This is a genomic window from Ruminococcus sp. (assembly GCF_016283395.1).
Genome location: NZ_JAEEMU010000035.1, coordinates 43,474 through 59,294 on the forward strand (window position 1 = coordinate 43,474; position 15,821 = coordinate 59,294).

The 15,821-nt window shown below is 39.9% G+C and carries 6 protein-coding genes; 5 read left to right on the plus strand and 1 reads right to left on the minus strand.

What is annotated here, in order from left to right:
- Positions 1 to 5 precede the first annotated feature (5 nt).
- Positions 6 to 200, plus strand: a complete 195-nt coding sequence (locus QZZ41_RS04380) for a helix-turn-helix transcriptional regulator (RefSeq protein ID WP_295068678.1) — start codon at positions 6 to 8, stop codon at positions 198 to 200.
- Between the two features lie 255 nt (positions 201 to 455).
- A complete protein-coding gene (locus tag QZZ41_RS04385) occupies positions 456 to 2,606 on the plus strand; it encodes a type IA DNA topoisomerase (RefSeq protein ID WP_295068680.1) in 2,151 nt (716 codons plus the stop codon).
- Between the two features lie 18 nt (positions 2,607 to 2,624).
- On the opposite strand, the gene QZZ41_RS04390 is transcribed toward QZZ41_RS04385, so the two are convergent.
- Entirely contained in the window at positions 2,625 to 2,780 is a 156-nt protein-coding gene (locus tag QZZ41_RS04390) for a hypothetical protein (RefSeq protein WP_295068682.1), read from the minus strand.
- A 75-nt stretch (positions 2,781 to 2,855) separates the two neighbouring features.
- Between QZZ41_RS04390 and QZZ41_RS04395 the strand changes: the two genes are divergently transcribed.
- The 3 genes from QZZ41_RS04395 (at position 2,856) to QZZ41_RS04400 (ending at position 15,775) form a co-directional block, all read left to right on the plus strand.
- The gene (locus tag QZZ41_RS04395) at positions 2,856 to 3,638 is read left to right on the plus strand and encodes a helix-turn-helix domain-containing protein (protein WP_295068684.1); all 783 of its coding nucleotides are present in this window, start codon (positions 2,856 to 2,858) and stop codon (positions 3,636 to 3,638) included.
- Positions 3,639 to 5,012: 1,374 nt separating this feature from the next.
- Positions 5,013 to 5,306, plus strand: coding sequence for a hypothetical protein (locus tag QZZ41_RS15415; RefSeq protein WP_367267443.1), 294 nt, complete (start codon positions 5,013 to 5,015; stop codon positions 5,304 to 5,306).
- A gap of 1,298 nt (positions 5,307 to 6,604) precedes the next feature.
- Complete coding sequence (locus QZZ41_RS04400) at positions 6,605 to 15,775, plus strand: YodL domain-containing protein (RefSeq protein WP_367267444.1); 9,171 nt, start codon at positions 6,605 to 6,607, stop codon at positions 15,773 to 15,775.
- Positions 15,776 to 15,821 lie beyond the last annotated feature (46 nt).

Here is a 15,821-nt window from a genome sequence, read left to right on the forward strand (position 1 = left end):
ATATAATGAAAGCGGCTGCGAACAAAATTATTAAGGAAAGAAGAATGAGATTAGGCTTGTCACAGAAAGAATTAGCTGATAAAGCTGGGCTTTGTCTTAATACCATATATAATTTAGAAGCCAATAAGGGGGCTGCAAAGCTTGAAACCTATGAAAAAGTGTGTAAAGCTCTTGGTATTAAAATAACTTATCTTTTATAATAACAAAAACAGCCCGTGCCATAAAGAGTTGAAGCAACGGACTGCATTTTGTAGCTGCTGTAACAGCAAGTTTATTATATCATTAAATTATATATACGTCAAGACTTTAATTAAAGGAGTGTACTCATGAATATGGTAATGAATAATAAAAAAGCAGCCGTATCATAGAGATTAACGAGCTGCTCTTTTGATGTATGCACATATATATTATAATTCAAGAAAAAACAAATGTCAAACTCGTAATGGAGGAAAGAAATGGTCGTAATATATGCAGAAAAAGCAAGTCTTGCAAAGGAAATAGCTCATGCATTAGGTGCTGGGAAGCGTATACCATTGAAATCAGAGCCTACTGTGGGCTACTATGAGTTCACTTTCAATGGAGAGCCTGCTGTACTGTGTCATGGTGTAGGACACCTTGCACAGCTCGTTCCTGCAAAATCTTATGATGAAAAATACGAAAAATGGGACTTGTCCGTATATCCATGTATTCCTGATACATTCAGAGCAGCACCAAAGGCTGCAACTATAAAATGCCTTAAGCTTGTCAAGAGTTTCTTCGATAAAGCTGACTGGCTTATAAATGCGACTGATCCAGACCGTGAAGGAGAGCTTATATTCACCTATGTTTGTGACGTTTGCAAGTGCGATAAGCCTTACAAACGAGTATGGATAGAAGATCTGACGGAAAAGAAGATAAAGACTGCATTTGCAAATCTAAAAGCTCCTACAGAACAGCTTTCACCTACAGTATCAGGTAATGCACATGATCTCAGGCTTGCAGCAAGAGCCAGAGATATAACGGATTGGCTATACGGTATTAATTTTTCTGTTGCAAGCACAGTTAAATATGGCAAATCCGATGTAAGGAACAAGCTCTTGACGGTGGGCAGAGTTCAGACAGTCGTTGTTAATATGGTAGTACAGCGCGAACTGGAAATTCTTCATTTCAAAAAAGCACCTTTCTGGAAGCTAACAGCTATTTTTTCTTCTCCGAAAGGCAAGATTGAAGCTGTTTATGAGCAAGGCAACTTCACAGAGGAAGCAGCTGCACAGGCAGCCTTGTCTGAGTGTAATGGCAAGAAGGGCATTGTAAAGTCTATTGAAGTAAAACACAAGACGGAAGCTGCGCCGCTGCTGTATAACACAACACAGACACAGATTGCTTGCAGTAATAAGTTCGGGTGGTCAGCTGACAAAACATCTGAGTTAATGGAGAAGCTCTATTTGGCACATTTAATCTCTTATCCTCGATCAAATTCGGAACATCTGACAGAAGCAATGATACCAGAAGTAAGGCGTACACTTGAAAAGCTGCTTAAAATGCCAGAATACGCACACTACATCATTCCTGAGTGGGCAGAATTCTCCAAAAGGCATTTCGATGATAGCAAGGTAGGCAGTCATACGGCTGTGATACCTACTGAGAGTGTACCTAAAGACCTTAAAGGGTTATCCGAGGACGAAATAAAGCTCTATGACCTTTTAGCAAGGTCTCTTATCAAGATTATCTATCCGAAAGCTGAATATGACGATACTACGGCAAAGATAACCGTTGAAAAGCACGTTTTCAAGGCAACAGGAAAGGTTATCACCAATGAAGGGTGGTATGCCGTTGACGGAACTGCGGAAACAAAGGCGTTGCCGCAGCTGTCTGAGGAACAGGAACTGCAAGGCGATTACAAGCTAACAGAGGGAGTGACAGAGCCGCCAAAGCGTTATACAGAAGCTGGAATGCTATCCGAAATGGAGCTTGCAGGACAGAAACTTGAGGATGAGGAAGCTCGGACGCTTATGAAGTTACAGAAGAAAGGACTTGGAACTGACGCTACAAGAGGTCCGATACTCAAATCCTTGTTTGAAAAGGGATACCTTGCAAGGAAAGGAAAGTCCATATATCCAACGGAGCTTGGAATGTATCTTATAAAGTGTCTGCCTGTGAAAGAGTTGATATCAGCTGCGTACACAGGTGAACTTGAAAAGCAGCTGAATAATATCGCTCTCGGCAAAGCCAGCTACGATAAGTACATAGCTTTTATCAAGAAAAAGACAGCAGAGTGGTACAAGCTGATCGCTGAGTCTAAGTCTCAGACGTTTACATCAGAGGCAGAGCAGCAGCTTAAATGTCCTTTCTGCGGTAAATACCTTATAAAGCTTGATTGGGGTTGGAGTTGTAAAGAATATAAAGAAGGATGCAAGTTTCATATAAACAGGAGCATTGCCGGTAAGACAATAACAGAAAAACAGGCGATTCTTCTTTGTCAAAAAGGCATGACTAATATAATAAAAGGATTTAAAAGTAAAAAAGGGAGTGAATTCGATGCTTATCTCATCGTAAATAAAGAAAAGGAAGAAGTAAGTTTCATGTTTCCTGAAGTACAAAAGAATAGTTATAAGAAAGGAAAATAAACGAAAAAGCAAAGACATTTAGTCCTTGCTTTTCTTTTCAATATTCTGTTCAGGAAAACATTCTAAGAAATAATCACATTCATCGCACTGGATTTCTACTTCTTCGTGTTCTCCATTACCTAAGCAGTCATTACCGCCTAATGAAGGATTAGGTTCAAAATCAATAATATCCATATTGTTTCCCCCCTATCGTTTTATTAAGAGCATTATATCATTTTTATCAAAATAAGTCAATAAAGAGGTGTAAAGGTGACAAATATAAAATTATCAAATAAGATATTCGAACTCGGATTGACTGCAAAGGAACTTAGCATATATGCCTACCTTTGCAGTCTGCCGAATGATTATCCAACGCTTGACGGAGCTGCCATTAAGGTGAAGCAAGCTACAATTGCTCAGAAATGCGGTTTAAAAGCTGTCCAAACAGTTGCAAAGATAATTGATAGTCTTGCAGCCAAAGAGCTTGTAATACCGCTTAAACGCTCAGTGAAAGCCAATGGATATAAAGGTACATACATATATGAAGTAAAGAAGCTGCCAATAAATGACAGCTTCTTTTTTGTAGATCGCAGTGTGTTCGGACAGCTCGTTCCGAGACAGCTGATGATTTACTTATTCATCTGTAAAAGCTTCTCCATGCAGCTCAAGGACTGCTGGAACAGTTACAATGACATAGCTGCACAGACAGGTATGAAGCGTGAGACAATAATAGAAACAATCTCAGAGCTTGAAAAGCTGAAGCTGCTTCGTAGGAATAAGCGTAAGGCTAAAGACAACAAGAGAGTGTATGTAGATAATCATTACTTCCTCATAATGTATGTCAGAGGAACGATAAGAAAACAGGGCAAAAAAATAGCCCGATTGTACTGCAAATGCAATCGGACTGGTGTATCGCTTTTAAAAAGCTTTAAGTTCACTTGTAATCTTATCACAAAAAAGAAGATTTGTCAAGTCAGCGGCAACACTTTTTATAAAAGGGGTAGTCCGCAATTTTACAGTCATCTTCAAGTACCCAATAACTTACTTTATTGAAATAAAAAAAGAGATTTACTTTTAGTATATTAATAACTTAAAGTATATAAAACTTTATTATAATATAAAGTCAGATTTGCGCCCGAAAATGATAAAAAGCTCGGTGCGTTTTTTCTTTTTCAATAAAGCAAAGAAAGAAAAAAAGGAGGTTTTTCATTGTTGAATACTTTGTAAAGAGACTTTCCTGACGGTCATTTTTAAAGAAATGCCATTAATCTGCACAATCAGACTTTATTTTTCATTCTTGCTTTTGTAGCGGAGAGAGAATGAATTCAAAAAAATCAAATATCCGTGCAAAAATCTTGACTTCTCCGCTTTAAAGTGTTACTATGATAAAGGGAGGTAAAATTATCATGGCAAATTCTATACCCGTAGGACATTACAGTCAGTTGGGTAAGCAAACAATCAAGCGAATGGCAAACGATGATGTTGAGTACATGAACTTCCTCAAATATTTTGGAAGAGTATTCAAGCATCCTGTATCTGTGGCACTGGAATTCTATGTGAACAGACCTGAAGCACAGTTCATTGCTTCGGGAAATCAATGGAAACGTGCTGGCTATCAGGTAAATCCTGCAAGCATAGGCATTCAGTTCCTCGATCAGAAAGGCAATGAAGTCACACTATACGATTTTGAAGATGTAATAGGTGATTATCCCCCAAAACGTTGGACTATAACGAACAAGAATGTCGATGCTATCCGTAAAGAGCTTGGGCTTCCGAAGGATACTCCTCTTTTCAGTGCGTTAGATGAGTCCGCAGCTTCCGCTATTGACGATCTGAGCTTAATTCAGGATCTGGAGCTTACAGACCTTTCAAACGAAGATAAGCTCAAATTCCGCAACTCTTATCATAACATGATACAGACGATGATAGCTGGAAGATTAGAAATCAACGGTGCAAGGTACAATGTTCAGCCTGACAGAGCTGCATTAGAGTTCTGTAAAAGTGATGAACAAATGCTTATGCTTCTGACAAGTGCTTCATCTTCCGCAAGGAAAGCACTTACAAGCGTAGAATATGCCTTTGATACCCTGAGAACCGAAAATGCTTTACGAAAGGAAGAACAGAATAATGACTTACGAACAGTGGAAAGCTCTCAGCGAAGAGCAGAAAATGCAAGTCCCCGAAACGTACTATCCTCAGATACCGAAAGAGCAGCTGGAGAACGGACTGACAGAGTCCCGTCTGGAGAAGAAGGACGGACAGCTGGGCTGGACAATAATTCAGAAAGTCGGAGATCAGGAGAAATCATACTGGATAGCGGAAACAATAACGAAAACTATAACATCAGGGGAAATGACGATAGAGCAGCCGTATCTTCTGAACCCGTTGGACGGACTGTATATCCCGATGATACAGAACGAACCGTCAATGGAGAAAGAACCGGTGGGACTGTATGGCAGAATGTGGATGGAGAACATGGAGAAGAACTATCCATCGAAGGTAGAGCTGATGATGTTCAATCACAATTATCTGACGGTAGCTCGGTCAGTGGACAAGAGAGCAGCGGAGTATTACGAACAGCTGAGCGAGAAGTGGGACAGGGACAATCCTCGTCCGACAACAGGGTACGAAGCAGTACAGCAGTGGTCGAGAATGAAGAAGTACGAAATAGACCACTTGGTAATGACGGAAATAGTTCTCGTTCCGGTAACGACAGAATAAATGAAGCACTCCTGAATGACCTTATATCCAGAGTCAGCAGATTAACTCCTGTTATAAATGCTGTCATTAACAGCGATAAAGAAAATGCTGTTATCGAGATAAAGGCGCAGTGTGCGAAAACACTGACCTTTATGACTGTGGAAAACTTACAGGACTTTGGCAGCTTTCATGATGCCTTATCCGAAAAGTTCAGCTCAGATGAACTTTTCACAAATGAACTGGCAGAACGGATATATACTGACGTTTCAGACAGAATAACTCCAAATGATAGAATAGCCGATAAATGGACAAACATAGACGTTATCGTAACCGGCGGTGATGAGTCCATTGATTGGGTATATTACAATCCTGACAGCACAGAGGGCGGACAGCTTGTCATCAACCATATATCTCATGACCAGCTTAAAGATGCTGCACGATTTGAAGATCCGTATGACTATTTACAGTCAATTGCAAAACAGGAGCTTATTGATATTTCTGCGGCAGATTTCGCAGATACTGCCAATTATTATTATGATTTTGCAGATAATAATAAGGCATTATTCGTTTGTAGAACAGGCAATGCAAAGGAAATAGAGATGTTCATAAACGAATATACTCAGCAGCTTGACAATTTAATAGACAATCAGAACTATGCTGCATACCGTGCTTCTCTCAGAAATACAAGGTTTACAAAGCTTAACGAAAGTCAGACTTTCAATTATAGTCACTCTAAATTCGTGGAAGCTCCTGAAAACAGTATATGGGGTGAAGTTCAGAGCAGCGTTAATATTAATAATGGCATATATGAAGTATCAACAGCTTCACATGGCGGTATTATGATAAAATCCGAAATAGCGAGGATCGTGCTTTCAAAAGAAGCCCAGGCTGTTGCACAGAAAGAAAACGGCTGGTATTATTTTGAGGAAGATTGCGACTATGCTGTTGCTAAAAGGGAGCTTCTTGATAAAGGGCTGTTTGATAATATTGATTTATATTTTTCAAGACAGTACAACAAGAAAACAGATGAATTCTTTTCTCTTTACTCCGATAGCCTTAACGAAAGCATACAGCGTTGGCATAGTAAATACTGGGACAGCCGAGAAGTAGCTCTTTTCAATGCACTTTCTCCTGAAGAACAGGCAGAGGAAATCGGACAGCTTTCATTTGCAGATAATGTAGCAGACGAAGCTGATGAAGCTGAGACTGCTGAAATCAGAAATCATGCAATTGAAACGACAATGGACGATATAAGGAAGCGTATTGAACGTATAGAAGCTGCTAACGGTGATCCGAATGAGCTTGCAACACAAGTCAATATGCTGAATTTCCTACAAACTGCCGCAAAACAGGGCGTTGAAATTACTTCTGAGAACTTCAAATCATTTGTAGCTGAGAACGGCGTTGCTACAAATAGCAACACTCCTGAGAATTATTATGAGATATATCAGCTCAAAAATGGCGAAGAGTTTCATTATCACAGATTTACAAGCTATGAACAGCTTACAAAAGAAGGAAACATCGTTGACGCTGATAATTATAATCTCATATATACAGCAGAGCTTACAAGTGGTACAACACTGGAGGATATATATACTCGTTTCAATGCTGAACATCCAGAAGATTTCAAGGGACACTCGCTCTCAGTAAGTGATGTTATCGTAGTACATGATAACGGAAATGTGGCTGCTTACTATGTAGATGATGTAGGCTTTAAGAGAGTACCTGAGTTCTTAAAGCTTGAACATACAGCTGTGAATGCTGCTACAAGTAGCAACGAAGAAACAGCCGTTGTTACAAGTAGCAACGATAATGAACAGGCAATTCATGACGGATTTGCTGCTGTTTACGGTAATCATAATTATTCCGACAAGCAAAAGCAGTTCTTGGAACGCCTTGAAAACTTTGCTGTAAGCGAAAATGTTACAGCGAATATAATTGATACGGCATTTGAAAAGGCTGCTGCTTTCCATAACACTTACGGAAACAGAGAGTATGTAAGCCGTAACATCTTCGGCAGACGTTTGGGAAGTACCGAAAGAGAGCTTGTAGCTGCTATTCAGACAAATATAGCAAAGACTTCTGAGAAAGAGCCTGTGACACTTGATGAAGTTATTGCTAAGTTCTATGGTTCTGACAGCTCAGAGGTAAAGAGTGCAGACGGTACATGGTCTATCAACTATACTGACGGAAACGAATTTGCCGAAGTATACCACAACGGTAACGCTGCTTGTGCTGTTCTGCTTGAAAATGATGTATTTTCGGTAAAACCTTACGAAGAATTAAGTGCTGTTCCTGCAATGGTCGCAAGAGCAATGAAAGCAGTTCTGCCTGACACAGAGGTTCAGCTCCTGCAATTTGAGCGTACTTTCGAGAATGATTTTGAAAAAGCTCAGTATCTTATCAATTCATTCTGTGAGAGTGAATACGGCAGTGAAGCTGATTTCAGTGATATGCATAACATAGGTATTGCGTATACAACTCTGACCGACGCTGAACTACCAGTTCAGGTTTCAGCTGACCTCATAGATCATAGAATAACCTATGAATTTGACGGTGAGATATACAGTACAGAGCAGTATAGCGGAATAAGAGACATGGTTGAAAACGGTCTGACAGGTCTTGACTTTAATGAACTTGTTTCAGTTCCAGATGATGTAATAGAACGCCATGAACAGTCAGACGTTCCAGAGACTGAAAGATATTCCTCTATATACATGACATTATCGCGTTGCCAGCAGGATTGCAACTATGCTATAAACAGAGCAGATAAAATTAATAATCTTACTGCTCTTAACAAGTATATGTACGGTGGAGATGCTGCTTCTTGCATTAGGATAATGCGTGAGTTCTATGATAAGCTTCCAGATAATGAGAAGCCAGAGTGGTTGTCCGCAGCTGATATAGACAGCTATGAACAGCAACTCAATGATATTATCACTCAGATCCGTGCAAAAGAAGCAAAGGCAGAGCCACAGGCTCTTGTAAGTGCTGAGATAAACGGAGAGATCAGTTACTATAAGCTTTCAGGTGTATCACAGGAAGATATAATGAATACTGCAAAAGCTGAAGCTCCGCTGCTTAGCTATGAAAACATCGGTACACGTATAAGTGAAGTTGAATATGCCGAAATACAGCAGAGTTCAGTATTCTTAATCTCAGTTGAGCTTAACTTTGATGAAGATACCGTAAGCATTTATAGCGTTAATGGTGGACAGGGCGGTATTGCAGAGGGCGATAGAACCGATGATAACATAAGTATTGAGAATTACAAGTTATCTGAGTATCGCAGACAGAATACAGGTCTTGGTGCTGAAAAAATCACTATAAATGCAGAAGATGCGATTTCTATGTGGGAGAACGGCTTTACAGTATATTATAATGATGAAGCTGTTCCAAATATGAATGAAGCACCTGAAAACTTTGACAGAACAGAAACATTCAGTGATGATAAGATATTCACAGCGGCTTTCGGTGATGTGAAGCAGCAGAATATGATAGACATTATCGCAGATAATATACATGAACTCGATGCTGTAATGGACGAGGACAGGTATGTTGATATTCGTGGTTTTATTGAGACCAATGAAGATAATGCTTTTGAGTGGAATGATAATCTGAACGTATATCAGAATGTTGAAAAAGCACTTATACAGCATAATTACAGCTTTATAGACGAATATCTCACTGCCGTTCAGGACACAAGTGATAGCATAAGAGCTGACATAGCACATGATACTCTCGTTGAGTACAACAATTATGGTGCACCGTTCAAGAAGTATAATACAGTCATTGATGTTCCCGAATACGGTATATCCGTAGATTTAAAGGAAACAGACAGGCTCTATCTCAGAGATGATTATTCTGTATATGAAGGTGGTATTGATAGCAACGGTCATGAGCGTAAGGATAATTTTTCTTCGCAGAGTACAACACTTACCGTAACACTCGATGCCTATGGAACTGCAAATGTCGAAGAATATAACAGTTATTCGGATTTCAGCCCTACAACAAATTCAGAATTTGACCTTTCAAATAAAGATGAAGTACATGAGCTGAGAGATAAAGTTGCAGCTTTTATAAGAAATTCTGAGCAGCTCTTAATAAATACCGAAAAATACGGAAAAATACAGGATATATCAGTTCAGGAAGCTGCCGTTGCTACAAGTAGTAACGATATAGAGAAGTTGACCGATGAAAAGAACGCCATGACACTGGCAGATGTGGAAGTCGGTGACATTCTTCTTACAAGAGAACCCGAAACTGGTGAAGCAATGTATTTCCGTATTGACAGTATGAACGACAACTTCATGGTTAGCATGACTCGTGTTGCCGATGCTGCCGGAAACGACTACAACGAAATAGGACTTGCAACAAAGGGTATTATAAACGGTCACTGGAAAGAAACACTTCTCGATGAAAATACAGATTTCCCGATATTACGCTTTACAAAGAATTATCAGGAAGAACTGAAACAGCAGCAGAATAGTGTTGCTACAAGTAGCAATGATGAAACAGATGTTGTTACAAGTAGCAAAAACATTGAAGCATCAATAAGACCTATTTTCCCAAGAGATATAACTCATAAGAGAGCTTCCAGAGCTGAAATGCTGTATAGAGAGTTCATAGAAGCTTTCCCTGATATTGCCAATGGTTCACATACTCATGAAAGATACGGTGATTACGATGAATACGGCGAAAACGATGCATTTGAGCCGCTTTCAGTAGAAGCACTGGGCGATAATACCTATGCATTTATGACGTGGTATGTTCAGAATGGTGACTTAATGCGTGATCCTGATTTTGTATTTACTCTTGACCATGAAAGAAAAGAGCTTCATGTATGGGAATATCAGATAGACGGTGTACCGCCGATGGGTACTATATATCAGAACGTAGAGCTTGAAGATGGTACTGCTGACTATCAGCTGCAAGCAGCATTGGAAGAAAACTTCCGCATGAACATAAGAAATGCGGTAGCAGTCGGCAGAGAGCTTTCAGCATATACCGATGCAGACGGAGAAGAACATGAGCTACAGGAATGGTCCGAACATATCGCTGAACCTGAACAGCCTGAAATTCACGATGATAGCGCATATTACCGTGAAGTGCTTAATGAATTCTCCGAAAAATATGGTTTGGGAGAACTTAATATAAGAGCAAATGACAATGGCTTTGTCATAAATGAGAAATTTAATGACGGTATGTCTGTTCCAATATGGTACATAACAAAGTATAACGCTGAAAAGCCGCTAACTGTCGAAGAAGTCTCAGCTGCGCTTGAAAACTTTGAAAAGACAGCTGAAAAGAACGGCTATACAGTTCCACAGCAGATTAACCATGAGAATTTGGCTAAAAATCATGCTGGTATTACGGAGCTTCCTATGGTTCAGGATGATCTTCCTGAGATTAAATATGCTGATAATCCCTACAGCAAAGTTAGAGACAACATAACAGCTATAAGAGAAATGCGCAGATTGGAAGAGTGTGAAGAAAAAGGAGACTATCCTTATGCAGCTGGAAGGAACTCTTATTACAGTGAAGAAGCTTGTACTGAGCGATTAAGACGTTACTCTGGATGGGGCGGCGTTTCGCAGGTATTTGATGAGCGTTTCACAGCAATGAGTAATCTCAGAAAACAGCTGAGAGAGCAGCTTTCCGCTGAAGAATACGCAGCAGCACGTTCCAGTACACTTAATTCGCATTATACTCCGCAAGTCATCATTGACGAAATGTACAAAACTATCCGAAATATGGGACTTCCTGAGAATTCCCGTATTCTTGAACCGTCTTGCGGTACAGGCAACTTTATAACAAGAATGCCGCATGATATGGGTAAGGGTGGTATCGTAGGAGTTGAGCTTGATCCAATAACCGCAAAGATAGCAAAACATCTGAACGTTCCTAAGCATAATCCATATGCGAAAAAGGACGAAGCAGCACTGGAGGATACAAGAGATATAAAGATACTGAACTGTGGCTTCGAAAAAGCAAACCTTGAAAATAACAGCTTTGATGTAGTAATCGGTAATGTTCCTTTCGGTGACTATAAACTTAACGATCCCGATTATACGAACGACTGGCTTATACATGATGCCTTTTTCAGAAAAGCTCTTGATAAGGTTGCAGCTGGCGGCGTTGTAGCGTTTATTACATCATCGGGTACTCTTGATAAGAAAAATCCGAAAGTAAGAGAGCAACTTGCAATGAGAGCTGACCTTATAGGAGCTGTAAGGCTGCCGAATAACGCATTTGCCGATGCAGACACAAAGGTTACGTCAGATATTATCTTCTTGCAGAAGCGTAAGACACCTCTTAATGTTTACGATGCAAAGCCTGATTGGTGCTACACCGCACCTATTGAGGTAGAGATGGTCGGAAAGAAATATGAGGGAGAAAAGCGCACAGCATATATAAACTCATATTTTGCAAAAAATCCGCAGATGGTTCTCGGCACTATAAAGCAGACAACTCATTTTGATATGCTTACCTGTGAACCAAATGAAGGAAGAACACTGCAAGAACAGCTTGAAACTGCTTTTCGTCAGCTCAATGCTAAGATTACAATAGAAAACCGTGAGCGTTCAAACCTCGAAAAGAGAGGATATATTGAGCCTTGGGGAAAGAGCTTCACATATCAGATTAAGGACGATAAGGTTTACTACAATTTAGGAAATGCTATGGAGGAAGTTGAGGGCAGTGATAAGACAATAGCAAAGTTGAAATTGCTTTGTGAGCTGCGTGATGTAACAAGAGAGCTTCTTAATAAGCAGCAGTCTTATGCTCGTGATGAAGAACTCATTCCTCTCAGAAATAAGCTCAATGCAAAGTATGACAGCTTTGTAAAGGATAACGGTGAACTCAGTAGCAAGAGTGTTAAAAAGCTTTTCAGTCTCGATGCTGATTATCCGATACTTGACGCACTGGAAAATATAGATCCCGATACAAAGAAAATTACAAAGGCAGATATATTCACAAGAAGAACAGTAAGTCCTGTTGCAGAGATTACAGAAGTTGCTTCATCTGAGGAAGCTATGCAGATTTCGCTTGATAAAAAAGGCAGAGTTGATATAGCATATATGGCAACGCTGCTTCAAAACAAGTATGAAAATGCTGAAATTACAGACGTAATGAAGTATATTTCCGATGAGCTTCTCGATAAAGGAATGATATTCCGTGATCCAGAGAAAATAGCAACTGATAAGCCGTATGCTGAAATCGTAGACAAGTCTGAATACCTCTGTGGTAATGTACGCAGGAAGCTTGTGATGGCAGAGACATTTGCAAATCAGGACAGTAGCTTTAGCAAAAATGTTGAAGCTCTCAAGGAAGTAATTCCAGAGGAGATAGGAGCTGCGGAGATTAGTGCTGATCTCGGCTGTACATGGATAGACACATCTGATTATGAAGCATTCATGCGTGAGCTTTCAGGCAGAACGGAATATGACTCAAGGAATTTCTCTATTCGCTTCTCGGAGATAACAGGCAAATTCAGCATAGAAAATTCCAAAACCAAAAATATTTCTACTTTCAATCCGAATGAAATATCTACATATGGAACAGAAGATATGAATATGTACCATATCTTGGAGAATCTACTCAATCAGAAAAAGATACAGGTGTTTGATTATTTCCCTGATCCCAATGATGCTAAAAAAGTTAAATCTGTTCTTAACAAAAACAAAACACAGGTTGCTCAGTCTAAGGCAAAGGCTATTAAGGAAAAGTTCTCAGAATGGATATTTGCTACTGAGCAGCGCAAGGAAAAATATGTTAAGCGTTATAATGAGAAATTCAATAATCTTGTAGGACGAACATATGACGGTTCACACCTGACATTTTCAGGAATGGCAAATGACTTTAAGCTCCGTCCTCATCAGCTCAACTGTGTAGCAAGAACAATATACGGTGGTAACACACTCGCTGCACATTGCGTGGGTGCTGGTAAATCGGCGGTAATAGCAGCATCGGTAATGAAGAAAAAAGAGCTTGGACTGATACGCAAGGCTTGTGTAGTAGTGCCTAAGCCGCTTACAGAGCAGACGGAAAGAGAATGGCGTACAGCTTTCCCCGACGCAAAGCTTCTTGTAGTCGATAATAAGGACTTATCAGACGAAAAGAAAAGAGAACTCTTTACAGCTCGTGTCGCAACCGGTGATTATGATGCTATTATAATGTCACAGGAGCAGTATGAAAAGCTTCCAATGTCACCACAACATCAGCTTGAATTCCTGAATAAGCAAAAAGCTGAACTGCTTGACCAGCTAACACAGAGTAAGCGTGAAAACGGCAGACGTGATCCTACTGTAAAGGAACTTGAAGCTGCTATAAAGAGAATTGAAGCAAGAATAGACGCTATTGCAAATCCAAAATCAAAGTCAAGAGGGAAAGACTCACTGCTTAACTTTGAGTCGCTCGGTTTCGATTATCTTGTAGTCGATGAAGCTCATGCGTATAAAAACGGTTTCGTTTCAACAAAGATGGGTGATGTATCAGGCGTTAATACAAGAGAGTCAGGACGTGCCGGTGATATGCAGATGAAGTGTGATTACTTCAATAGTGAACTCGGCAACGGTCATATCTTATTTGCTACAGGAACGCCTGTATCAAATTCAATGACAGAGCTTTATGTCATGACACGTTATCTTCGCCCTGGTCTATTAGAGGACTGTGGCTGTGCTCGTTTCGATGATTGGGCTGCTACGTTCGGAATGATAAAGACACAAAACAAGAAAACGGCAACAGGAGAGCTGAAGCTGAAAACGTGCTTTGCTGGATTTAAGAACAGACCTGAGCTAATAAAAATGTATAAGGACTTTGCAGACCTTATAACAATTGAGAAGATAGCTGCACCTGATAAGGACGGTAATGCTCCGACAATAGTTGTACCAAAGGTTAAGACAGGAAAGCCACAGATAATTGAAGTAGAAGCTACACCAGAGCAGCGTGAGATTGTCAAGGACTTTGCAAGACGTGGTAGAGCTATTCAACTCGGTAACGTCAGACCAGATGAAGATAACCTGTTAAAGATAACAGGAGAAGCTCGTTTAGTAGGACTTGGAAACAGAGCAGTTCTTTCAGTATACGAAAAGAATAACTGGGAGCCGCCTATCGGATTTGTTGCAGATGATAAGTCAGGAAAGATAGATAAGTGCATCGAAAATGTTGCGGAAATCTACAAGAACAGATACGATAAAAATGCTGTTCAGATCATCTTTTCAGACATTGCGGTCAACAGCGATGATGGAAAATTCTCAGCTTATGAATACATCAGAGATGAGCTTATAGCCAACGGCGTAAAGGAAGATGAAATTATTTTTGCTCCGAAGTCCGATGCAAAGAACAGAGCAGAAATATTCAGAGACATCAACGATGCTAAGTATCGTATTGTTATTGCAAGCACAGGAACACTCGGAACAGGAGCTAACATTCAGAAAAATCTTTATGCATTACATCATCTTGATATACCTTGGAGACCAAGCGACTTCGAGCAGCGTGAGGGAAGAATTGTCCGTCAGGGTAACCTGAATGATGAAGTTGAGATATTCAATTACGTAACAAAAGGCACTCTCGATAGCTACTTATATCAAGGCGTTACAGATAAGGCAAGAGGAATTGCACAGCTCTGGAATGATACTTGTATCAGCAGAACATCTGAGGATATTGATGAAAAGGTTCTTACATTCGGAGAGCTTGAAGCAGCTGCGGAAGGTAATCCGAAACTGAGACAGTTCTCAGAATTAAAGAATAAGATAGACGAATTACAAGTCGTTCGTGCTGAGTATAACAAGGAAACTACAAGAGTTGAACGCAGAATTAAAGAGCTTCCTGAGACAATAGACGCTAAGAAATCATTGATAACATCTGCGAAAAATGACTTGATAACTGCTAAAAAAATGCAGATCGATGGTAAGATTGAAGAATTAAAACTCATCACTCACGATAACAGAACGCTTACAGAACGTAAGCATATCAATAGCTATCTTGCAAAGCAGATACAGCTCAGAATTGAAAAGCCGTATGATGATATTCCTTCATTCAAGGTAGGAGATTTTAAAATAACTGTGGCTATGAGTTCGGACAGAGCAAATCCAGACTTTGCAATAAAAGGCGGACGCAGTGCTGCATACAGAATAGGAGTAGGCGTTGGAGAGAATACAGATAACTGCCAGCGACTCATGAATTTCTTTGACAAAGGTATTGAAAAAATAATAGAAATTGATACACAGTCAGTAGAGAAAGATGAAACAGATCTCGCACAGGCAATAGAGAGAGCAGCTACAAAATTCCCAAGTGAGGAAGAATATCAGGAAACTTTGAAAGAATTTGAAGAACTTGAAATTGAACTCACAACAGGTGGTTATCTCGATAACGGTGAAGAAATCTGCGGCGCAGAAGATTATGGTACTTGTGAGACAGAACGTCTTGATAGCAACTCAGGTTACGATGATGACGATCTGATACAGGACGAATACAACAGTACATTATAAGAAAAAAGTTATCAAGCACCATGCCAAAACATGGTGCTTGATAACA